The sequence below is a fragment of the Bartonella sp. WD16.2 genome (assembly GCF_002022505.1).
GTDB lineage: Bacteria > Pseudomonadota > Alphaproteobacteria > Rhizobiales > Rhizobiaceae > Bartonella.
In genome coordinates, this window is record NZ_CP019781.1 from 497963 (window position 1) to 520497 (window position 22535).

Here is a 22535-nt window from a genome sequence, read left to right on the forward strand (position 1 = left end):
AATTGGATGCAGAAATATTATGAAATACACAAATCTCATATATCTTAGTGGGGTGCTATTTTAAAAATTTTTCATGTTTATAAGAGAAATTGAGATTATAGTCTTTTGAGTATTTTTTCACTCTTAGCTATTGTAAGAACAAATTTTTGGAAATGACATAATGCGTTTATAAATTTAGTGTATATAGCTACCAGATTTATTTTACTTTCTTTGAATAAACAATGAATTTACCAATCGGATCTATCCAATGATTTTACAATATCGGTAGGATTTGCAACGGTGATTTTTTTATAAAGATCTACGATTGTGAGTAACAGATCTTTTGAACGACAAGTCGTTAGAACTACATGAGTCTGTATTTCACAAATGCATATCATTTAAAAATTTCTCCTGGGTAAATGACAGTAGCCGTTGCAAGAGAGGCAATGCCTTCTTCACGGCCAATGAATCCTAGTTTTTCATTAGTTGTTGCTTTAATAGAAATACGATCGGCTGAAATTGTGAGTATATTCATAAGGTGTGTTACCATCCTATGACGATAAGGACTGATTTTAGGTTTTTCGGCAATGAGTGTGATATCAACATTAGCAATACGACCGCCTGCTTGCTTAATAATATTAACAGCGTGGCGTAGGAAAATTTCTGATGATGCATTTTTCCATTGGGGATCAGAAGGAGGAAAATGGGTGCCTATATCTCCAGCGCCTTGAGTAGCTAAAAGAGCGTCTGTTAGTGCGTGGAGAGCGACGTCGGAGTCTGAATGTCCATTTAATTTCTTTGTAAAAGGAATTTTTACGCCACATAATGTAATATAATCACCATCTATAAAAGAATGGACATCATAACCATTTCCAGTACGAATATCAGGGAACATAGGTGCTCTTTTCTGGAGATATAAATGTGCAGTTTCGAGATCTTCCGGCCATGTAATTTTTATATTATTAGGATTTCCAGGAATGATTCGCATAGGAATACCAAACCATTCGGCGATTGATGAATCATCGGTGAAATTTTGTTTGCAAGATTGTATTGCTTTTTCATGAGCTGCTAAAATAAGTTTAAATGGAAAACACTGCGGAGTTTGTGCACTATAGAAATTGGTACGCGAAATTGTTTCTACAACATAATGTGCATTATTTACACGTTTTGGAGTGTCAGAAATGGGAAGGACAGGTAGAACACCTTCTTGGTGGTTGACAGTAGTATGAATTTTTTCAAGGAGCTTGCTTTCGACAAAAGGGCGTGCACCATCATGGATATGAACATAGTCTGGTTTGATTTCTTTGAGTGCATGGAGCCCGCATAAAGCGGATAGTTGGCGTGTAGCACCTCCTTCCACAATGATGAGATCTTTATTAAAATCGGCTATAGCATTTTCACATATTTGGTGGTCATCTGGGCGGATAACCAAAATAATGGTTGTGATGGCTGGATGTTGCAAAAAACAACGCACAGTATGGTAAATAACCGGCTTGTGTCCTAAAAGTCGGTATTGTTTTGGACTATTTTGTAAAGACCCCACTCTTTCGCCACGTCCAGCGGCTAATATTATAGCTGCAATAGAAATACTTAATTCCTTTTTAAAGTTTAGTTTAAGCTAATTATTTATTATTTTTTCTACGATCAATTCTTGATTAACGTTGTAATAATGGTTGTTGTAGATCAGAAATGGATGTTGTTGATAATACATCGAAAAAAGCATTTAATGCATTTTTGAGTACGATATTTAGGTTACAGGAATTAACCAGTGGGCAATTAACTTCTTTTGTATCAAAACATTCTGCCATGGAAAAATTATCTTCTATTATTTTCACAACATCAGCCACTGAGATCTCTGTTGCTGGTTTAGCCAATTTGATACCACCGTTACGTCCACGTACTGTTTGCAAAAAACCTGCCTCCACTAATGGTTGAAGGATTTTAAATAAAAAAAGCTCAGAAATGGCATATGTTTTAGCAATTTCAGGGATAGAACTTAAACTATCTTGATTAGATGCGCAGTACATGAGTATTCGGAGAGCATAATTTGTTTTTTTTGTTAATCGCATGGCATCTCCTTGAAAAGTATTAATCAAACATACTTTATTTTAAAACTGTTTCAAAAATGTAGAAATTCTTTCTTAATTTTTTGAATTAGTTATATTGTAAACATAGTATTATCAATTTTTATCACAAAGGGTTGTGTGAGAACAAGGAGATAAGTAGCGTAAGATCATCATGAATACAACATCTGTGACAAATCTCCAGAATATAAATCAAAATACTTATAACGATGAATCACGTCGTTTAAGTAATGTATATACATTTTGGGGTATCACAATTATTGTATTAGCTTTGCTAACAGCGTCTGTTTCATTTATTATTCTTGTTGGGTTAACCTCTATTGTACCTGATAGAGGCGTGACACTAGTCCTTATAGGAATTAATAGTATTTGGGTTTTGGGGCTGGTAGTCATTGTTTTATATGAAATAATTCCTATTATGCGTGCGTGGCGGTCAAGGCGTGCTGCTTCACGTCTTCATGTGCGTCTTATTTCGTTATTTGCACTTGTTGCGACATTGCCGGCTGTTGCTGTTGCTCTCGTTTCAGGGCCTGCTCTTAATTTAGGGCTTGACCGGTGGTTTGATACAACAACTCGACAAATTGTTGGCTCTTCTATCGATTTAGCTAACGCTTATGCGGATGAAATGCTCCAAAATTTGAAAAATTTATCTTATGCTATGGCATTTGCGCTTGATAATAAAAAGCTCCTAGCACACAATCCAGTTGAATATCGATTACAATTAACACGTCATGCTGCAGGTCGTAATCTTCGTGGTGCGTTTTTGTTAAGTTCGACAGGGACTATTTTTGCTTCAAGCGATCTTGGTGATGAAGATAAATTGCCTATTCCACCATCTCATCTTATTGCTCAAGCAACTAGTGAAAGGCCTTTTTCTTTTCAGCCGGGAGTTCATGATTATTTTGGTATTGTTTTGAAATTTACGAATATCTCAAATACATTTTTATACTTGGTGCGTGATGTTGATAAAAATGTGTTGTCTGCTTTACGTTTAACGGAAATTAATACAGATCGTTATCGTGGTTTGAATGAAAATCGCCTGCCAACGCAAATTGCGTTTGGTATGCTTTATTTATGTCTTTTTTTAAGTTTATTTTTGTCAGCTATTTGGGCTGGTATTGCTGTTGCTGACCGTTTGGTACGTCCTATTCGGCTTCTTATAGGTGCGGCTGATGATGTGGCTTCTGGAAATATGGAGGTTTTTGTGCCGGTACGTGCGAGGGATGGGGATATTGGGCAGTTATCAAAAACTTTTAATTACATGGTCAGTGAACTTAAAAGTCGACGTAATGAGTTGATAGCAGTTCGTGATCAAATCGACGAAAGACGGCGTTTTTCTGAAGCTGTTTTATCTGGTGTGACAGCAGGTGTGGCTGGAATTGATAATAATGGGAATATTACAATTATTAATAGGTCTATTGAGACAATGTTTGGTATTAATTCTGAACAAGTTATAGGATACAGCCTTTTATCATTAAGCGCTGAAATCGGGAAAGTTTTTGAGTCTGTTTGTTCGTCAGGGCGTAAAAACCACCGTGAACAGGTGACTTTAAGCGTTGCAGAGCAAGAGCGGGTCTGTAATGTACAAATTACGATGGAGGAAGATGATGGGCAAGGGCAATCTTGGGTTTTAACAATTGATGATATTACAGACCTTGTAGAAGCACAACGTTCATCAGCATGGGCAGATATTGCACGCCGTATTGCGCATGAAATCAAAAACCCACTTACACCCATTCAATTGTCAGCTGAACGTATTCGTAGGCGCTACGGTACAATCATTACGCAAGATCAAGAAATTTTTAATCGGTGTATTAATACAATTATTCGACAAGTCGGGGATATTGGGCGTATGGTTAATGAATTTTCTTCTTTTGCGCGTATGCCCAAACCACACATGGGTTTTTCAGATATACGTGGGTTATTGCGTGAAGCGTGTTTTTTGATAGAGGTTACACGACATGATATCCATTTTGAGCAAGATTTGGGAAATGTACCACTTATAGGTGAGTTTGATAATCGTCTTATTGTTCAGGCATTCAGTAATGTTATTAAAAACGCAAGCGAAGCGATTGATTCTGTTGCACGAGAAAAAGGTATTCATGGTCATATTCTGATACGTTCTTATCGTCAAAGAGAGCACTTGGTTGTGGATGTTATTGATAATGGTAAAGGGCTTCCTAAAGAACAAAGGCAAAAATTATTAGAACCTTATATAACAACGCGAGAAAAAGGGACAGGACTGGGCTTAGCTATTGTCCGTAAAATTATTGAAGATCATGGTGGGTACATGGAATTGCATGATGCATTAGATAGTTTTTATGAAGGTCGTGGTGCGATGATTCGTATGGTATTTCCGGCTGGTCGAGCAAGATAGTATGGCACAAACCACAAATCATAAGTAAGGGAATGAGATGGTAGCAGATATCTTAATTGTTGATGATGAAGCAGATATTCGTGAGCTTATTGCTGGTATTTTGAATGATGAAGGCTATGAAACGCGTGTTGCGTGTCATGCTGATGAAGCGTTAGCACAAATTAATGAGCGTGTTCCAAAGCTAATTTTTTTAGATATTTGGTTACAAGGAAGTCGTCTGGATGGTTTAGCATTGCTTGATGAAATCAAAGCTCGACATCCCTCTCTTCCAGTAGTGATGATTTCTGGTCATGGTAATATTGAGACAGCTGTTTCTGCTATAAAACGAGGTGCATATGATTTCATTGAAAAGCCTTTTAAAACCGATCGCCTTATCTTAGTTGCTGAACGAACTCTTGAAAACTCAAAATTAAAACGTGAGCTTTTAGAATTACGACAACGCTCAAGTGAGGTACAAGAATTGCTTGGAACATCGACTGTTATGAAGCATTTGCGCCAAATTATAGAAAAAGTGGCGCCAACTAATAGTCGTATTATGATTACAGGTCCCTCAGGTGCAGGGAAAGAAATGGTGGCACGTACTATTCATGCACTTTCAACACGTTCTAATGGACCATTTGTTACAATAAATGCTGCAACGATTGTTCCCGAAAGAATGGAAATAGAATTATTTGGCAATGAAATAGAAGGCAGTGAACGTAAGATTGGTGCATTAGAAGAGGCACACGGCGGGATATTATATATTGATGAAATTTCTGATATGCCACGTGAAACTCAGGGTAAGATTCTTCAGGTGTTAACAACACAAACATTTGAAAGGGTCGGTGGTACAAAGCGTGTCAAAGTGGATGTTCGTGTAATTTCTTCAACAGCACAAAATATCGAAAATTTAATTTCTGATGGGCGATTTAGAGAAGATCTTTTTCATCGCCTTGCAGTTGTTCCCATTACTGTTCCACCGCTTTCTGCACGTCGTGAAGATATTCCGGAGCTTGTTCGGCATTTTGTTAGAACAATATCATATCAACTTGGTATTAAACCACGTGAAATCAGTGATGATGTTATAGCTGTTTTGCAAGCGCATACGTGGCCAGGTAATGTGCGCCAATTACGTAATAATATTGAGCGCCTTCTCATTCTTGTACGTGATGATGAACCAATAACAACAGAGTTACTTCCTGTTGAAGTAAGTGATTCTTTTCCACGTGTTAAAATAGATACAGATGAGAATATAATGGATTTACCATTGCGTGAAGCACGTGAATTATTTGAAAAAAGATATTTAGTGGCACAGATCGGACGTTTGGGTGGAAATATATCTCGTACTGCTGAATTTATAGGTATGGAACGCTCAGCTTTACATCGTAAACTTAAAGCGCTTGGAGTTTCATAAATTATGCGTGTTATTATTTGTGGGGCAGGGCAGGTTGGTTATGGGATAGCAGAGCGTCTTGCTGCTGAGAATCATGATATAACTGTTATAGATGTTGAAGCGAGATTGGTTGAAAAAATTCGCGATGCATTAGATGTTAGAAGTTTTGTTGGTCATGGTTCACATCCTGAAGTTCTTTTGGCTGCAGGTGCTGATGAAGCTGATATGTTGATTGCAGTGACTTTATTTGATGAAGTCAATATGGTGGCTTGTCAGGTGGCACATTCATTATTTAATGTTCCAACTAAAATAGCTCGTATTCGCTCACAATCGTATTTAGAGCCATGTTATAAAACTCTATTTGCGAGGGAGAATATTCCTATTGATGTAGTTATTTCTCCAGAAGTTGAAGTTGGAGAAATGGTTCTACGACGTATTGCTTTGCCTGGGGCGATAGATGTTCTCTATTTTTGTAATGATGATATTGTTGCATTTGCTTTGGAATGTATGGAGGATTGTCCAGTAATTAATACACCTTTGCGCCAGTTAACGGAGCTTTTTCCCGATCTTCGAACAACAGTTACTGCTATTAAGCGTAGTTCAGAATTACTGATAGCGCATTCAGATACACAATTACGCGTTGGTGACGTTACTTATCTTATTGCAGCTCGTGATCAGGTACGTCGTGCAGTTGGACTTTTTGGTCATAAAGAGCAGGAGGCACATCGCATAATTATTGCAGGGGGTGGTCATATTGGTCTATATGTTGCTCAGGCTATTGAAAAACGCCTGCATAAGTTAAAATTGAAAATTATAGAGGCGGACAAAGAAAGGGCACTAACAATTGCCGATCAACTCGAAAAAACAACTATTTTATATGGTAATGTATTAGATCCGGTAATTCTTCAAGAAGCTGGAATTGACCAAGCTGATTTAATGATTACATTAACAAATCAAGATCAGGTTAATCTTTTAAGTGCTATTATAGCTAAAAGACTGGGATGCAAAGCCAACATGGTTTTGATTAATAATGTCACTTATCAGGAATTTAGCCGTACAGTTGGTGTAGATGCGCACTTAAATCCTCGTAGTGTTACTGTATCAAAAATTTTACAGCAAATGCGTCGTGGGCGCATTCGTGCTGTCCATTCGGTTTTTAATGGTGCTGCAGAAATTATTGAAGCTGAAGCAATGCAGACTTCTTCACTAATTGGTAAATCGTTATCGGAACTCAAGTTATCAGATGGTTTAAGGATTGGTGCAATTTATCGCAATAATACAATTATACAGCTTTTAGCAGATACGCGTATTTTACCTGGTGATCGAGTAGTAATGTTTGCTCTTGCTGATAGTGTTCGTGATGTTGAGCAATTATTTCGTGTAAGCTTAGAATATTTTTAATTATCTAGGATATTTGTATTTTTTGGTGTGAGCATAATAAAGCTGGTTAATTGGCTTTTGTTAAGCACTAAAGATTGAGATTGGTTAGTGCCTTAAATTTGAGTGATGAAAAAATGCATTTTTACTTGTTGGTATTAATCATATAAGGCCGAATCAATTCTACTATATTTAGTACATTACCACTTTCACTTCAATTTTCAGATTTTTTTTTGTGTTTATTAATGTCAAATCAATAAAGCGTTTGATTAGATCTAAATATTTATTTTGAAGATAATTTCATCTGATAGCAAATCAAATGTGGTTAACAAGAACAATGCTAAAAGAGTAAAATTTTAGTATTTTATTGTTCATGGGTAATCCCAATGATAAAAATGTTTGAAGATTATTTTACAAGTCAAAAGTTATTTCTGATATTAATTAGAGTTTTTTAACACTGTATTTGAAAACCATAATTAATAAAAAAGGAAAATTGCTGAATTCTAATAAGAAGGCTTGGGGTAATGATATTTAGCAATGATGATATTGTATGATTAACTAAACAATATAATCATGAACAAAAAAATTTTATTATTAAAGAAGGTGCAAAACTGAAAGGATTTTTAATTTAGCTTTTAATTTTGAAATAATGAATAAGCTACTTTGTATAGAGTTTTATTATACAAAATGCCCAAAATATCTCATTCAAGAAGAAAGTTTTAGCATTAGGCAAAATTGCGCATGTTCACTGCTCAGGATTTTTTGGAGTAGAGTTCTTATAACTATTTTAACTATTGGAATTTTTAATGCTATTTAATCATGATTGATTGTGACTTGCATCAGAAAGTATTGCTATAGCCTATTACTAATACAATTATATTGCGTCAATAGCAATTTTATTTAATGGAATAAAAATATGAGTGATCCAATAAAAACAGCACTGAATCTGGTTCCTATGGTTGTCGAACAGACTAATCGTGGTGAACGTGCTTATGATATTTTTTCCCGGCTCCTGAAAGAACGAATCATTTTCATTAATGGTCCTGTTGAAGATGGTATGGCAATGCTTGTGTGTGCTCAATTGCTTTTTTTAGAGGCGGAAAATCCTAAAAAGGAAATCAGCCTTTATATTAATTCACCAGGTGGTGTGGTAACATCTGGAATGGCGATTTATGACACTATGCAGTTTATTCGTCCTCCTGTTTCTACTTTATGCATGGGGCAAGCAGCGTCTATGGGGTCATTACTTTTAACAGCTGGAGCAAAAGGTCACCGTTTCTCGTTGCCAAATGCACGTATCATGGTACATCAACCTTCTGGTGGTTTTCAGGGGCAGGTCTCTGATATTGAACGGCATGCGCAAGATATTATAAAGATGAAACAACGTTTAAATGAAATTTATGTTCAACATACAGGTCAGGATTATGAAATTATTGAAAAAACTCTTGATCGCGATCATTTTATGACAGCAGAAGAATCTAAAAAATTCGGTTTAATTGACGATGTTATACAATATCGCACGGTAACTGAAAAAGAAGAAACAGATTAAGAATTTTTATAGAAAAAGTAACTAATTGTGAAATACATAAAAATTGCCTTTAAAATAGCTATTTTAAAATATAATTTTTACAAAACTTGTCATAAAATAATAGGAAAATATCAAAAATATTGTGATAATCATAGTTTTCTATATATTTGGGATTGTCATTATAAAAAACCTCTTTGAGAAGATAAAGTATTCAGATATTGAGGCGAAAGGAAAGTGAGATGAGCAAAGTTGGCAATAGTGGGGGCGAATCAAAAAATACTCTCTATTGCTCATTCTGCGGCAAAAGTCAGCATGAAGTGCGTAAACTCATTGCAGGGCCTACTGTATTTATTTGTGATGAATGTGTAGAACTTTGTACAGATATTATTCGTGAAGAAAGTAAATCTTCAGGGATCAAAGCACGTGATGGTGTTCCTACACCACAAGAAATTTTAACAGTTCTTGATGACTATGTTATTGGTCAGCGGTATGCAAAACGTGTCCTTTCTGTTGCTGTGCATAATCATTATAAGCGCCTTGCGCATCAATCTAAGAATAGTGACATTGAATTATCTAAATCGAATATTCTTCTTGTTGGCCCAACGGGATGTGGTAAAACTTATCTTGCACAAACATTGGCACGCATTATTGATGTGCCTTTTACTATGGCAGATGCGACCACTTTGACTGAAGCGGGTTATGTGGGTGAGGATGTTGAAAATATTATTTTAAAACTTCTACAATCTGCAGATTATAATGTTGAGCGTGCACAACGTGGTATTGTTTATATTGATGAAGTTGATAAAATTTCTCGTAAAGCTGACAATCCTTCTATTACAAGAGATGTTTCGGGTGAAGGTGTTCAGCAAGCATTGTTAAAAATTATGGAAGGAACAGTGGCTTCTGTTCCTCCCCAAGGTGGGCGTAAACATCCACAGCAAGAGTTTCTTCAGGTTGATACAACAAACATTTTGTTTATTTGTGGAGGTGCTTTTGCTGGTTTAGAACGGATTATTTCAGGGCGGGGTGAAAAAACTTCAATAGGTTTTTCTGCTGCTGTAAAGGCTCCCGATGAGCGTCGGGTTGGTGAAATTTTTCATGATTTAGAGCCTGAAGATCTTGTAAAGTTTGGTTTAATACCAGAATTTATTGGCCGTCTTCCTATTATCGCTACTTTAGAAGATTTAGATATTAATGCGCTTGTTCAAATTTTATCACAACCCAAAAATGCACTGGTTAAACAGTATAAACGTCTTTTTGAAATGGAAAATGTTGAATTAACATTTCATGAAGATGCTTTACGCGTTATTGCTAATAAAGCAATTGAACGTAAGACTGGAGCACGTGGTTTACGTTCCATTATGGAAAAAATTCTTCTTGATACTATGTTTGAATTACCAACTCTTGAAGGGGTCCAAAAAGTAGTGATTTCAAGTGACGTAGTTGAAGGAAAAGCTCGCCCTCTTTATATTTATTCGGAGTGTGCAGAAGATAAAGAAAACGTATCAGCATGACGTTATAGTAAAATATCGTTAATGAGTACTATTTAAAAATAAATCTTCTGAAGTATTATAGCGTCATGGTGCTTGATTTATTTATTTGTAATTACTACTTCATTTATTATAGAGAAGCTGCTATTTTCTAAAGATAAGCTTATGTGGGGGTGAATTATAGGCTCCAGAAAGGAAAAATATGCAATATATTGATGAGAAGATAAAAAGGGTAACAGAAGAGCTTTACGCTGTTTTACCACTTCGTGATATTGTTGTTTTTCCACATATGATTGTTCCACTTTTTGTTGGTCGAGAGAAATCAATTCGCGCTCTTGAAGAGACGATGATAGTAGATAAGCAGATATTATTAGCCACACAAAAAAATGCTTCTGACGATGATCCAAAATCGGAAGATATTTATGATATTGGTACTTTTGCCAATGTTCTTCAACTTTTAAAGCTTCCTGATGGAACTGTAAAAGTTTTGGTTGAGGGGACTACACGTGCAAAAATTAACCAATTTACTGAGAATGAAAATTATCATCAAGCTTATGCAACTGTTATAGAAGAGTCTGAAGAGAATGAAGTTGAGATTGAAGCTCTTTCTCGATCAGCGATTGTTTATTTTGAAAATTATGTAAAACTTAATAAGAAAATCTCTCCTGAAGTTGTAAGTGCTATCGGCCAGATTGATGATCCTTCTAAGCTTGCTGATACTATTGCTTCACATTTGGTGATTAAACTTTCAGAAAAACAAGAAATTTTGGCATTGTTATCTGTTCGTGATCGTCTTGAACGTATACTTTTCTTCATGGAAGGAGAAATTTCTGTTTTACAAGTTGAGAAACGTATTCGTTCACATGTTAAGCGGCAGATGGAAAAAACTCAACGGGAATATTATCTCAATGAACAAATGAAAGCTATTCAAAAAGAGTTGGGAGCAGGTGATGATAGCCGTGATGAGTTGTCTGAATTAGAAGATCGTATCAAAAAAACAAAGCTTTCAAAAGAGGCACGTTTAAAAGCTGGAGCAGAGCTTAGAAAATTACGTAATATGTCTCCCATGTCTGCGGAAGCGACAGTTGTACGTAACTATCTTGATTGGCTTTTAACTATACCTTGGGGTAAGAAGTCGAAAATTAAGAACGATTTGAGTTTTGCTGAAAAAGTCATGGACAATGAGCATTTTGGTCTTGAAAAAATTAAAGAACGAATCGTTGAATATTTAGCAGTACAAAGTCGATCGTCAAAAATAAAAGGCCCTATTATTTGTCTTTTAGGTCCTCCTGGTGTTGGAAAGACATCACTTGCGCGTTCTATTGCAAAGGCAACAGGCCGTGAATATGTCCGTATCTCATTAGGGGGTGTTCGAGACGAGGCAGAAATTCGCGGGCATCGCCGAACTTATATTGGTTCTATGCCTGGAAAAATTATTCAATCTATGAAAAAATCTAAAAAAATTAACCCTCTTTTTTTACTTGATGAAATTGATAAGATGGGTCAGGATTTTCGTGGAGATCCTGCTTCAGCTTTATTGGAAGTACTTGATCCTGAGCAAAATAGCACATTTATTGATCATTATTTAGAAGTGGAATATGATCTTTCTGATGTGATGTTTATTGCAACTGCAAATACGCTTAATATTCCAGGGCCGCTAATGGATCGAATGGAGATTATTCGTATTGCTGGTTATACTGAGTGTGAAAAGGTGGAGATTGTTAAACGGCATCTCTTACCAAAAGCATTAAAAGATCATTCTTTATCTAAAAAAGAGTTTAGTGTTTCTGATGGTGCTATAAAATCGGTTATCCAATTTTACACACGTGAAGCCGGTGTTCGTAGTCTTGAGCGTGAATTAATGAAGATGGCGCGTAAATCGGTTACAAAAATTCTTAAAACGAACCAAAAGTCTATAGAAATTACAGAAGATAATATTAATGATTTTTTGGGAACGAAGCGTTATCGCTTTGGTCAGATTGAGAGTGAGAATCAGATTGGTGTTGTTACTGGGCTTGCATGGACTGAAGTCGGTGGAGAACTGTTGACTATTGAAGGTGTTATGATGCCAGGTAAAGGCAAAATGACTGTTACTGGGAATTTACGTGATATCATGAAAGAATCAATTTCTGCGGCAGCATCTTATGTACGTTTCCGTGCTGCTGATTTTGGTATCGAGCCACCTCTTTTTGATAAGCGTGATATCCATGTTCATGTTCCAGAAGGCGCTACACCAAAAGATGGTCCATCAGCTGGAATTGCTATGGTAACAGCGATTGTTTCAGTACTAACAGAGATCCCTGTTCATAAAGATATTGCTATGACTGGTGAGATTACCTTACGTGGGCGCGTTTTACCGATTGGTGGATTGAAAGAGAAATTGCTTGCGGCTCTTCGAGGAGGTATTAAAAAAGTACTTATTCCTGAAGAAAATGCAAAAGATTTGATTGATATTCCTGATGACGTCAAAAATAATATGGAGATTATTCCAGTAAGTCATGTGAGTGAAGTTCTTAAACACGCTTTAGTTCGTTTTCCTGAAGCAATTGAATGGACAGAACCTTCCACAGTGTCTGCGTCTATCAGAACGGAAAGCGATAATGAAAGTATACCAATAGCACACTGATTCTTATTATTGATTCTTATTTTGTTCTATAATTTGCAAATTTTAAAGACGGTAAAATCCGTTTTCGGGGTTATTACTTTATTTATTTTAGAAAAAAAATGAAAAATCCCGTGAATAACTGTGATTAATGCTAAAAAACAATATTTTCAAAGAAAATAAAACTTCTGTTTGCTACACTTTTCAATAAACTTATTGATGATCGGATGAATTATATTATCCGACTAATTAGGGAAAGGAAATATTTAATGAATAAAAGTGAATTGGTTAATTCTATTGCTGAAAAAGCAGGTGTTTCAAAAGCACAAGCTGGCTCAATTCTCGATGCTTTTATCGCTTCTGTAACAGAAGCTTTAGCTTCAGGAGGTGATGTTCGTCTTCCAGGTTTTGGTTCTTTTGAAGTTTCTAAACGTGCTGCTACAAAAGGACGCAACCCTTCAACGGGTGTTGAAATTCATATTCCAGCGCGTTCTGTACCTAAATTTTCCGCAGGTAAAAGCCTTAAAGAGGCCGTTAATAAAAAATAATTGAGCTACGTGAAAAAACCCGATTTATTTATAATCGGGTTTTTTAAAAAATTTTTTAAATGCTTTTGCGCAAGACTTTGCAGGAGCAGGGGGGGTGTTATTAGGGGTATTTATTAAAAAGGCACTTTGAAATAGCTGAGATGGGGTAATAGCTATGTATTCAAAAATATATTTATCCCATTTTTAAAATAAAGCATTTGATTATAAGTTAGATATCTGTTGTGAATAATAGTTGATAATTCAAGTTGGGTTAATAACTATCGCAAGTTTATTTATTACAAACTAAGTCTATTGAAGTACTTAAATATTAAAGTTGTAGGCAGAGCTAGAATAGCTTTCTGACGACTCTATTTAAGCATTGCAACGTATTAAATGACGCTGCTATTTTAAATTACTTAAAATTTACTTAGTAGGCTAAAATACAGAAGCAATGAATGTTTTATTAAGATTAAAAGGATAATGATTTGTTTAGAGATTATTTTGATTCTTCATGTGTTAACCAGTGAATACAATCATTTAGGGCTCGTGTAATTATAGCTTGTTTTTTTGCTAATTTTTTTTCTTTGCTAGATAAATGTTGTTCTAAGTAATGAGTGCAGTTAATAGGTGGAAAAAGACCAAAATTGATATTCATTGGTTGGAAAGATTGTTTTCCTGTTTCTTGAGTTGCAATGTGTCCACCAGTAATGTGGTTTAAAAGAGCTCCAAATGCTGTAGTTTTTGGCGGTAAAGAAGGATAAGTATGATTATATTCAGCAACAGCAAAACGCCCAGCTAAAAGCCCAATTGCAGATGATTCTACATAACCTTCACAACCTGTGATTTGTCCAGCAAAACGTAATTGAGGCCTTTGTTTTAAACGAAGACTGTTATCAAGAATGGTTGGTGAATTGAGATAAGTATTGCGATGAAGACCACCAAGGCGTGCAAATTCCGCGTTTTCAAGTCCAGGTATTGTTCTAAAAATGCGAATTTGTTCACTATATTTTAGTTTTGTTTGAAAGCCAACCATATTGTAAAGAGTACCAAATATGTTGTCTTGACGTAGTTGAACAACGGCATAGGGTTTAACTGTAGGATTATGAGCGTTTGTTAGTCCTATAGGTTTCATGGGCCCATATCTGAGGGTTTCAAGGCCACGTTTAGCCATCACTTCGATTGGTAGGCATCCATCAAAATAGGGTGTCTTTTCAAATTGACGAAATTCTATTTTTTCTGCATTTTTCAGTGTTTGAACAAATGTTTCATATTGTTCTCTATTAAGGGGGCAGTTAAGATAATCTTTTTCAGTTTTTTCAGGACCAATTTTGTCATAGCGAGATTGATACCAACAGATGTCCATATTAATGCTATCAGTATAAACGATAGGTGCAATAGCATCAAAGAAAGAAAGTGCTTCTGTTCCTGTTATTGCTTGTATTGTTTGTGCAAGTGCTGGTGAAGTAAGGGGACCTGTTGCAATAATAATATTATGCCAGTTTTCAGGAAGGTTGTAAATTTCTTCACGTTCTATGGTTATAAGGGGGTGATTTTCAAGTGCTTCTGTAACAGCTTGGGAAAATCCATCGCGGTCAACAGCAAGCGCGCTTCCTGCTGGCACTTTATTAGCATCTGCAGCCTTCATAATTAGGGATTTGGCTAATCGCATTTCAGCATGTAAAAGACCAACGGCATTTGTGGATGAATCATCTGAACGGAATGAATTTGAACAAACAAGTTCTGCGAGTTTGTCTGTTTTATGAGCATCGGATTTTCTTTTTGGTCGCATTTCATGTAAAATGACAGGGATTCCTGATTGAGCAATTTGCCAACTTGCTTCACTGCCAGCAAGACCACCACCGATGATGTGAATTGGGATGTTAAATTTATTTGACATAGTTTCCTTTTAATGAAAGTAGTGTTATCTGAAAAGTATAGATTTTACTTCTGTAATTTATAAGAAGTATATATATTTAAGTTTTTAAATGTATTTACTTTCTTTTTTGCTTTAATTGGTTTGGATTGAGTGGTATAGAAACGCCGCTTATATGAAGTTGTTGATTTGACAGGTTTAAGCGGATGTGGCGAAATTGGTAGACGCACCAGATTTAGGTTCTGGCGGGAGACCGTGGGGGTTCGAGTCCCTCCATCCGCACCAAAATAATCCTTACATACCACGGGGTTTTGCGTATGTGAAAATCAGCTTCATGTAAATCTAACACTACAGTGTTGGGGTGTAATTGTTACTGGAGTGGATCTATCCATTCCTCAGAGATATGAAAGTTGTTCGATGCAAGTTACCGAAACGCTTAATGAAGGACTGAAGCGCGAAATTAAAATCGTGGTTCCTGCGAAAGATTTGGAAATAAAATTAAATAAACGGTTAGATGAAACCAAAGATAAAATTAAGCTTAATGGTTTTCGTCCCGGTAAAGTGCCCGCTAGTCATTTGCGGAAAATGTACGGTAAATCTTTTATGGCTGATGTTCTTAATGAGATTATTAAGAATGCTCCAAGTTCCATTTTGGCTGATCGCAATGAACGTTCTGCAACACAGCCGCACATTGATATAAATGAAGATAAAGAAGTTCTGGATGGTAAGGCTGATTTTATTTTTAATTTGAAATATGAAGTTTTACCAAAGTTTGACATTAAAGACTTTAAGAATATAGAAATTACCCGTGAACTTGCTGATATTCCTGAGAAGGAGATTGATGAACAGGTAAAGAATGTTCTTTCTTCTACTCGTAATTATTCCGAAAAAAATGCTCCTGCAGTAGAAGGTGATCGCGTTACAATCGATTATATTGGTAAACTTGATGATATTCCATTTGATAATGGAGCAGGTAATGATGCGCAATTGGTCCTTGGTTCGAAACAATTTATTCCTGATTTTGAGGAGCAATTGGTTGGTGTAAAGGCAGGCGATACAACAACAATTTCTGTTAAATTTCCTGATGATTATAGTGTTGCACACTTAGCTGGTAGAGATGCTGTGTTTGATATCACTGTTAAAGCTGTGTTCAAACCAGATGAATTGGAGATTAGTGATGAATCAGCCCAAAAGCTTGGTGTAGAGTCTCTTGATCGTTTGCGTGAAATTGTGCGTGGACAAGTTGAGAGTAAATATGGCTTAATGACACGTCAAAAAGTTAAGCGTCAAATTCTTGATGCGTTAGATGCTGATTATAGTTTCGAAATTCCTGAATGCCTTTTGGAAGTTGAGTTTAATAATATATGGGGTCAGGTTAATAACGATTTACAAAAAGCTGGAAGCAGCTTTGAAGATGAGGGTACTACAGAAGAACAGGCACGGCAAGAGTATCATATGCTTGCTCAGCGTCGTGTTCGTCTTGGTTTAGTGCTTTCTGAGATTGGAGTACGAGCCGATGTTAAAGTAAGCGAAGATGAGTTACAAGCAGCAATCTTTGATCAGGTTCGTCAGTATCCTGGGCAAGAAAAGGAAATTATGAATTTTTTCCGGAATACACCGGAAGCTGTAGCGAGTCTACGTGCACCGATTTTTGAAGAAAAAGTCATTGATTATTTGTTGGCACAGATAAAAGTTACAGATAAAAAAGTGACTGTTGAAGAGTTAATGAAAGAGGATGACGAATTAGATTTAACTAAGAGGAGTTTAACTGAGAAAAAATCCATAGTGAAAGAAAAAAGTGGGAAAAAAGTTTCAGCCAAAAAGAAAACACCTAAAAAGAATTGATTATATGCAATGAAAGTAGTCTAATTAAAACTTTTGTTTTATTAGACTTATATTCTTAAGCTTATATTTATGGTAATTTTAGATTTAGCCATGGTAGTGTGTTTTCAATATTGATAGTGGATTAGTAATGGAAATTGTTGATACTCGTACCCCTGATCCTAGGCGTTTTATTTCTGGAGCTACAGGCGATTGGGAAGTTGTTATTGGCATGGAGGTTCATGCGCAGGTCACATCAGATTCAAAACTTTTTTCGGGTGCGTCAACTAAATTTGGTGCTGAGCCAAACAATCATGTGTCGTTTGTTGATGCGGCTATGCCTGGTATGTTGCCTGTTATTAATCAAGAATGTGTTCGCCAAGCTATCCGGACTGGTTTGGGGTTAAAGGCTAAAATTAATCTAAAATCTGTTTTTGATCGTAAAAACTATTTTTACCCGGATTTGCCTCAAGGGTACCAAATTTCGCAATTTCAATATCCGATTGTAGGGGAAGGGAAAGTCGTTATCTCTGTTGGGCCAGATTCGAATGGTCAATTTGAAGATATTGAAATTGGAATTGAGAGGTTGCATCTTGAGCAGGATGCAGGAAAATCCATGCATGATCAGCATCCAACAATGTCTTTTGTGGATCTTAATCGCTCTGGTGTAGCTCTTATGGAAATTGTTTCCAAACCGGATATGCGTTCATCAGATGAGGCCAAAGCCTATATGACGAAATTACGCACTATTGTTCGTTATTTGGGTACTTGTGATGGTAATATGGATGAGGGTTCCATGCGTGCGGATGTGAATGTATCAGTTCGTCGTCCTGGTGAGGCTTTTGGAACTCGTTGTGAAATTAAGAATGTTAATTCCATTCGCTTTATTGGTCAGGCGATTGAATATGAAGCACGTCGTCAGATTGCGATTTTAGAAGATGGTGGTGTAGTAGATCAGGAAACTCGACTTTTTGATGCTGCTAAAGGTGAAACACGATCTATGCGTTTAAAAGAAGAAGCGCATGATTATCGTTATTTTCCTGATCCTGATCTTTTACCGTTGGAGTTTGATCAAGCATTTGTAGATGCTTTAGCTGCAGAATTGCCGGAATTTCCTGATGATATAAAACTACGTTTTATCAATGAGATGGGGTTGACTGCATATGATGCGTCCATTCTTGTGACAGAAAAAGCAATTGCTGATTATTTTGAAGAAGTAGCGCATGGGCGCGATGGAAAAATAGTTGCCAATTGGGTGATCAATGATCTTTTAGGTGCTTTGAATAAAAATAATCGTGAAATTGAGGATACGCCAGTTACTCCAGATCAGTTAGGGGCGATTATTGATCTTATTAAAGAGGGGACTATTTCTGGAAAAATTGCCAAAGATTTATTTGAGATTATCTGGAATGAAGGTGGGGATCCACGTCAAATTGTAGAAGAACGTGGCATGAAACAGGTGACGGATACAGAAGTTATTAAGGGTGTTGTTGATGAAATTATTGCCAATAACTCTGATAAGGTTGCTCAAGCAAGAGAAAAACCTGCTTTAGTTGGTTGGTTTGTTGGACAAGTTATGAAAGCAACAGGGGGCAAAGCAAATCCTCAGACTGTGAATGAATTAGTTAAAACAAAACTAAAAATAGATTGATATTATAAGGTAGAGGAATGTTTATCGATATGATATTTATTTGTAATATGAAGTATACGGATGAGAGTTCACTCTTCAAAAGGGGTTACGATTGAATTTTACAATAATTTTTATTTTTTTGTGATTTCAGGTATCGTAACAATTTATTTTAAGCAGGCAAGGCTGTGGGTGCGTTAGAGAAGTGGAATTGGAAATGGCTGATTTTTTAAAACAAACCTTTACATGGTGGAATGGCAATACTATAAACACGCGCTTTTTTACGTGGCTCAAAGGTAAGCGTGTAGGGGAGGATCAGTTAGGAAATGTTTATTATGAAGGTGGTTACCATAAGGATGGTTATCTACGGCGTTGGGTGATTTATAAAGATTATTCTGAGGCTTCTAGCATTCCTCCGGGATGGCATGGTTGGATTCATCATCGTTGTAATACACCACCTACGGAAGAAAATTATCAATCGCGTGAATGGGAAAAGCCTCATATTTCAAATATGACAGGGACAAATAAAGCTTATCGGCCAAAAGGTTCTATCGTCTATAATGATGAGCATGTTGTTCGTAAAGATTATCACGCATGGTCACCTAAAAAGTGAAATATTTTTTGGTATGGGGTGCTGTTTTTTTTATGTTACACTATCTTAGAGTTAGTTTTGTTAAATGCAGTTGATTTAGTTTTATGAAGTTTTTCCTACAGTTAAAAGTAAGACATTTTTTTTGTTCTTATTTAATAGGAATTATAGTAGTTTTGTTCTCCGTTAACGATGTGCAGGCTGAACGTGTTAGTAATGCAGTTGTCGTTTTTGCAGGTCTTGATAAGATTACTGGTCGGACTATTCGTTTTGAAGTCTCTATTGGTCAAGTTTATCAATATGGTGCTTTACGAGTAACGCCGCGGGTGTGCTATACAAGTTCTGAAAGTGAGCCAACCCGTACTAACGGTTTTGTTGAAGTAGATGAAATAACATTAAACAAAGAAACGCGACGTATTTTTACAGGATGGATGTTTGCAGATAGCCCTGGTTTGAATGCTGTAGAGCATCCTATTTATGATATATGGCTAAAAGATTGCAAACAAAATTCTGATACTCTTTCAATTCAATAATTCAAATAGTTTTTTATTTTTTATATAAGCTTGGCGCAAGAATAGTTTTTTAAGCTATAATAATCAGATTGTAAAATTAAAGGTTCTCTCATGCTCTCGTCCTTGCGTTTAATAAGCAGATTATTTGCTGTTGTGTTTATAATTGTGCTAGTAGGATGTCAGTTTTCAAGTCAACCAATGACCAAGCATAATGATTATACTCGGGTTACAGAGATCAGTTCTGAAGTTTTTTATTATACCAATAATCCTTTAATTCTACTTGAAATGCGAGCTAAATGGATAAGCAATCAAGGTTACGTTATTGATATCGTAACAACTTCGATTGCTTCAGATGATCTTAATTTAAATTTAGCATGGTCTCAAAATCGCAATTATAGGTATGTTTCAGGTGGAAAATCAGCACTAGTGTGCGTTGTTGGTTGTACGGTGTCTGAAAAGGGGCGTTTATTTATTCCTGAAGATGAATTTCGTACATATGCACATACAGGCTTCACATTTAAATTAATAGGACGGAGCAATTCTGTAGATGGTTTTCTTAATGCTCGTGCTTTTCAACGTGTTTTATATAAGATGCAAACATTACCACGTAGATAATATTTAGCATTTAAATGCATACTGGAAGAATACAAAGATTATTTTTCATTTTATAATAGTTGATATATTTGGGTTTTACAAAGTACTATTGATTCATAAATAAGATGGAGATTTTAAAAAAATGTGGGATTTTGTTTCTCAACATAATCACTCTCCGTTATTATCAAAACAACTTAAAGAACCGTTATTCAATGTTCCATTTATTATAATTTTTTTGATAGTGTTTTGTTTTTTCAGTTATATTATTCCTCAATATTTCCTTTCTGATCAGTTATATATTAGAAGTCTTATTCTTTTTTCATTTATACCGGTTTTTTTCCAAACTGAGCCTCTAATGTTTTGCTACACCATTGTTAGTTACTCATTTATGCATGGCAGTTTTGGACATATTGCTATGAACATGGTTTGGCTTTTAGTTTTTGGATCTCCTTTAGCAAAGCATTTTGGTAATTTACGTTTTTTGTTTTTTTGGACGTTAACAGCAGGTATTTCTGCGTTAACCTATTTTATTTTTCATCGAGATAGCATGATACCACTTGTTGGAGCGTCGGGCACAATTTCTGGAATGATGGGGGCTATTACGCGTTATGGTTTTTTTTCTGTTTTTAATTCCAACATGTGCAATAAGAGATTTTTAGGTCCTGTTTGGACTATCAAGAAAGCACTTCGTTCCAAGACTGTTCTTATTTATATTGGTGTATGGCTTATAGTTAACTGTCTCACAGGTATATTTCCATATTTATTTGGAGACAGTGATATTTTAATAGCATGGGAAGCTCATGTTGGTGGACTTATTTCAGGTTTTATATTGATTAGTTTTTTTGATAGCTCATGGAAAAGATCAAAAATTAATGTTTAAGATAATTATGAGCCGCATAAAGCGCTATTGCTGCTGCATTCGAAACATTTAATGATTTAATATCTCCAGGTATATTAAGACGTGCTAATGAGTGAACAGTTTCGCGTGTTTTTTTGCGCAAACCTTTACCTTCTGATCCTAGGATAAGAGCAATTTTCTTACCTGTTAATGCTGTTTCTAAAGGTAATTCGCTTTCTGAATCAAGTCCGAGGCTATTAAAACCGGCTTGATGAATCTCTGTAAGCGCTTCAGCAAGGTTTCGTACAGTGATGTAGTCAATAAGCTCTAAAGCTCCAGAAGCTGCTTTGGCAAGCACACCACTCTCTTGTGGTGAGTGGCGATAAGTGGTGATAATTGCTCCAGCTTTAAATGCGACGGCAGAACGCATAATAGCACCAACGTTATGCGGATCGGTAATTTGATCCATTACAATGATAAGGTTAGTATTTGTAAGTTCAGATAAATGTCGTGGTTTAAGAGTTTCAGTTTCTAAGACAACACCTTGATGAACTGCGTCTTTTCCAACAAGTTCATCAAGTTTTTTAGGTGGGTATAGTTTTAAAGAGCAAGGTAGGTCTGATTTGGTTATATTTAACCGTTGTAAGGCATTGGGTGTAGCATAGAGATGATTGAAAACTCTCTTGGGGTTTTTAAGTGCTTCCTTGACTGAATGGATGCCATAAAGGTAAACTATATTTTGTATTGATGAAGTAGACCGATGCTTTAGGTGTATTGAAGGCATACGATTGAAGCTTTTTGTGTTGCGATATTGGCGACGAGGGTGAGGAAAATAAGAATTTTTAGATACTTTTTCTTTCATATTTTCTTATAGCGTGTTTAAAGTGAATGTAGTAGAAAAAACATAAAATTTTAAAATTTAGTAGGAAATTTGTACAGAACCATATTTATTCTGTTGACAGATACGCTACTAATCGTCATAACCGCCCCGCGGCCAGTTTAAATTGAATAAAATAAAATTGGTTGCTATAATGCCTGATCGCACAACTTTACCGATGGAATGGAGGGGTGCCCGAGTGGTTAAAGGGGGCGGACTGTAAATCCGTTGCGTATGCTACGTTGGTTCGAATCCAACCCCCTCCACCATTCATTGAAGTAAAGTCGGTGCATGGGCGGGTATAGCTCAATGGTAGAGCAGCAGCCTTCCAAGCTGAATATGCGGGTTCGATTCCCGCTACCCGCTCCAAATAGTTGTTAGTGGTTAGGCGAATGAATATGATGAAAGTATACTTTCATCATAATGAATGAGGCGAATGTTTTCGTCTTAGAGTTATAATAATCGACC

General features: G+C 36.1%; 17 protein-coding genes and 3 tRNA genes. 16 read left to right on the top strand and 4 right to left on the bottom strand.

Annotated features, from left to right (window positions below; genetic code table 11):
• Window positions 1-373 precede the first annotated feature (373 nt).
• Window positions 374-1567, bottom strand: coding sequence for a bifunctional 2-C-methyl-D-erythritol 4-phosphate cytidylyltransferase/2-C-methyl-D-erythritol 2,4-cyclodiphosphate synthase (locus BWD162_RS01865; protein WP_078705205.1), 1194 nt, complete (start codon window positions 1565-1567; stop codon window positions 374-376).
• 67 nt (window positions 1568-1634) lie between these two features.
• Window positions 1635-2048, bottom strand: a complete 414-nt coding sequence (gene rirA, locus BWD162_RS01870; protein WP_078705206.1) for an iron-responsive transcriptional regulator RirA — start codon at window positions 2046-2048, stop codon at window positions 1635-1637.
• A gap of 169 nt (window positions 2049-2217) precedes the next feature.
• Between rirA and BWD162_RS01875 the strand changes: the two genes are divergently transcribed.
• The 7 genes from BWD162_RS01875 (at window position 2218) to BWD162_RS01905 (ending at window position 13357) form a co-directional block, all read left to right on the top strand.
• Window positions 2218-4440: a sensor histidine kinase NtrY-like gene (locus BWD162_RS01875; RefSeq protein WP_153300983.1), complete on the top strand. Its 2223-nt coding sequence runs from the start codon at window positions 2218-2220 to the stop codon at window positions 4438-4440.
• 37 nt (window positions 4441-4477) lie between these two features.
• Complete coding sequence (gene ntrX, locus BWD162_RS01880; RefSeq protein ID WP_078705207.1) at window positions 4478-5833, top strand: nitrogen assimilation response regulator NtrX; 1356 nt, start codon at window positions 4478-4480, stop codon at window positions 5831-5833.
• A 3-nt stretch (window positions 5834-5836) separates the two neighbouring features.
• Window positions 5837-7213: a Trk system potassium transporter TrkA gene (gene trkA / locus BWD162_RS01885; RefSeq protein WP_078705208.1), complete on the top strand. Its 1377-nt coding sequence runs from the start codon at window positions 5837-5839 to the stop codon at window positions 7211-7213.
• 892 nt (window positions 7214-8105) lie between these two features.
• A complete protein-coding gene (gene clpP / locus BWD162_RS01890; protein WP_078663128.1) occupies window positions 8106-8738 on the top strand; it encodes an ATP-dependent Clp endopeptidase proteolytic subunit ClpP in 633 nt (210 codons plus the stop codon).
• 218 nt (window positions 8739-8956) lie between these two features.
• A complete protein-coding gene (gene clpX, locus BWD162_RS01895) occupies window positions 8957-10231 on the top strand; it encodes an ATP-dependent Clp protease ATP-binding subunit ClpX (protein WP_078705209.1) in 1275 nt (424 codons plus the stop codon).
• A 178-nt stretch (window positions 10232-10409) separates the two neighbouring features.
• A complete protein-coding gene (lon, locus tag BWD162_RS01900; protein ID WP_078705210.1) occupies window positions 10410-12833 on the top strand; it encodes an endopeptidase La in 2424 nt (807 codons plus the stop codon).
• A gap of 245 nt (window positions 12834-13078) precedes the next feature.
• The gene (locus BWD162_RS01905) at window positions 13079-13357 is read left to right on the top strand and encodes an HU family DNA-binding protein (RefSeq protein ID WP_078689623.1); all 279 of its coding nucleotides are present in this window, start codon (window positions 13079-13081) and stop codon (window positions 13355-13357) included.
• Between the two features lie 475 nt (window positions 13358-13832).
• Here the strand turns inward: BWD162_RS01905 and trmFO are convergent, their stop codons facing one another.
• Window positions 13833-15233, bottom strand: a complete 1401-nt coding sequence (gene trmFO, locus BWD162_RS01910) for a methylenetetrahydrofolate--tRNA-(uracil(54)-C(5))-methyltransferase (FADH(2)-oxidizing) TrmFO (protein ID WP_078705211.1) — start codon at window positions 15231-15233, stop codon at window positions 13833-13835.
• A gap of 178 nt (window positions 15234-15411) precedes the next feature.
• Here trmFO and BWD162_RS01915 point away from each other — a divergent pair.
• From BWD162_RS01915 to BWD162_RS01945, 7 genes are all read left to right on the top strand, one after another.
• A tRNA-Leu gene (locus tag BWD162_RS01915) sits at window positions 15412-15494 on the top strand.
• A 132-nt stretch (window positions 15495-15626) separates the two neighbouring features.
• Window positions 15627-17054, top strand: a complete 1428-nt coding sequence (gene tig, locus BWD162_RS01920) for a trigger factor (RefSeq protein ID WP_078705212.1) — start codon at window positions 15627-15629, stop codon at window positions 17052-17054.
• A gap of 127 nt (window positions 17055-17181) precedes the next feature.
• Window positions 17182-18681, top strand: a complete 1500-nt coding sequence (gene gatB, locus BWD162_RS01925) for an Asp-tRNA(Asn)/Glu-tRNA(Gln) amidotransferase subunit GatB (protein WP_078705213.1) — start codon at window positions 17182-17184, stop codon at window positions 18679-18681.
• Window positions 18682-18874: 193 nt separating this feature from the next.
• Window positions 18875-19270, top strand: coding sequence for an NADH:ubiquinone oxidoreductase subunit NDUFA12 (locus BWD162_RS01930; RefSeq protein WP_078705214.1), 396 nt, complete (start codon window positions 18875-18877; stop codon window positions 19268-19270).
• Between the two features lie 83 nt (window positions 19271-19353).
• Window positions 19354-19779, top strand: a complete 426-nt coding sequence (locus BWD162_RS01935) for a DUF2155 domain-containing protein (protein WP_078705215.1) — start codon at window positions 19354-19356, stop codon at window positions 19777-19779.
• A gap of 90 nt (window positions 19780-19869) precedes the next feature.
• Window positions 19870-20373 (top strand): hypothetical protein, encoded by a 504-nt coding sequence (locus BWD162_RS01940; RefSeq protein WP_078705216.1) that lies wholly within the window; start codon window positions 19870-19872, stop codon window positions 20371-20373.
• A gap of 121 nt (window positions 20374-20494) precedes the next feature.
• Window positions 20495-21232 (top strand): rhomboid family intramembrane serine protease, encoded by a 738-nt coding sequence (locus BWD162_RS01945; RefSeq protein WP_078705217.1) that lies wholly within the window; start codon window positions 20495-20497, stop codon window positions 21230-21232.
• Here BWD162_RS01945 and rlmB read toward each other — a convergent pair.
• Complete coding sequence (gene rlmB, locus BWD162_RS01950; protein ID WP_078705218.1) at window positions 21222-22052, bottom strand: 23S rRNA (guanosine(2251)-2'-O)-methyltransferase RlmB; 831 nt, start codon at window positions 22050-22052, stop codon at window positions 21222-21224. The two genes, BWD162_RS01945 and rlmB, sit on opposite strands and share 11 nt — an antisense overlap.
• 200 nt (window positions 22053-22252) lie before the next feature.
• Here rlmB and BWD162_RS01955 point away from each other — a divergent pair.
• Both BWD162_RS01955 and BWD162_RS01960 read left to right on the top strand, forming a co-directional pair.
• Window positions 22253-22336, top strand: a tRNA-Tyr gene (locus BWD162_RS01955).
• Window positions 22337-22362: 26 nt separating this feature from the next.
• Window positions 22363-22436, top strand: a tRNA-Gly gene (locus BWD162_RS01960).
• The last annotated feature ends 99 nt before the right edge of the window (window positions 22437-22535 follow it).

Bases quoted from the DNA above. Each gene is read 5' to 3' on its own strand.
- rirA (WP_078705206.1), bottom strand. From the start codon at position 2,048: ATGCGATTAACAAAAAAAACAAATTATGCTCTCCGAATACTCATGTAC.
- BWD162_RS01875 (WP_153300983.1), top strand. From the start codon at position 2,218: ATGAATACAACATCTGTGACAAATCTCCAGAATATAAATCAAAATACT.
- ntrX (WP_078705207.1), top strand. From the start codon at position 4,478: ATGGTAGCAGATATCTTAATTGTTGATGATGAAGCAGATATTCGTGAG.
- trkA (WP_078705208.1), top strand. From the start codon at position 5,837: ATGCGTGTTATTATTTGTGGGGCAGGGCAGGTTGGTTATGGGATAGCA.
- clpP (WP_078663128.1), top strand. From the start codon at position 8,106: ATGAGTGATCCAATAAAAACAGCACTGAATCTGGTTCCTATGGTTGTC.
- clpX (WP_078705209.1), top strand. From the start codon at position 8,957: ATGAGCAAAGTTGGCAATAGTGGGGGCGAATCAAAAAATACTCTCTAT.
- lon (WP_078705210.1), top strand. From the start codon at position 10,410: ATGCAATATATTGATGAGAAGATAAAAAGGGTAACAGAAGAGCTTTAC.
- BWD162_RS01905 (WP_078689623.1), top strand. From the start codon at position 13,079: ATGAATAAAAGTGAATTGGTTAATTCTATTGCTGAAAAAGCAGGTGTT.
- trmFO (WP_078705211.1), bottom strand. From the start codon at position 15,233: ATGTCAAATAAATTTAACATCCCAATTCACATCATCGGTGGTGGTCTT.
- tig (WP_078705212.1), top strand. From the start codon at position 15,627: ATGCAAGTTACCGAAACGCTTAATGAAGGACTGAAGCGCGAAATTAAA.
- gatB (WP_078705213.1), top strand. From the start codon at position 17,182: ATGGAAATTGTTGATACTCGTACCCCTGATCCTAGGCGTTTTATTTCT.
- BWD162_RS01930 (WP_078705214.1), top strand. From the start codon at position 18,875: ATGGCTGATTTTTTAAAACAAACCTTTACATGGTGGAATGGCAATACT.
- BWD162_RS01935 (WP_078705215.1), top strand. From the start codon at position 19,354: ATGAAGTTTTTCCTACAGTTAAAAGTAAGACATTTTTTTTGTTCTTAT.
- BWD162_RS01940 (WP_078705216.1), top strand. From the start codon at position 19,870: ATGCTCTCGTCCTTGCGTTTAATAAGCAGATTATTTGCTGTTGTGTTT.
- BWD162_RS01945 (WP_078705217.1), top strand. From the start codon at position 20,495: ATGTGGGATTTTGTTTCTCAACATAATCACTCTCCGTTATTATCAAAA.
- rlmB (WP_078705218.1), bottom strand. From the start codon at position 22,052: ATGAAAGAAAAAGTATCTAAAAATTCTTATTTTCCTCACCCTCGTCGC.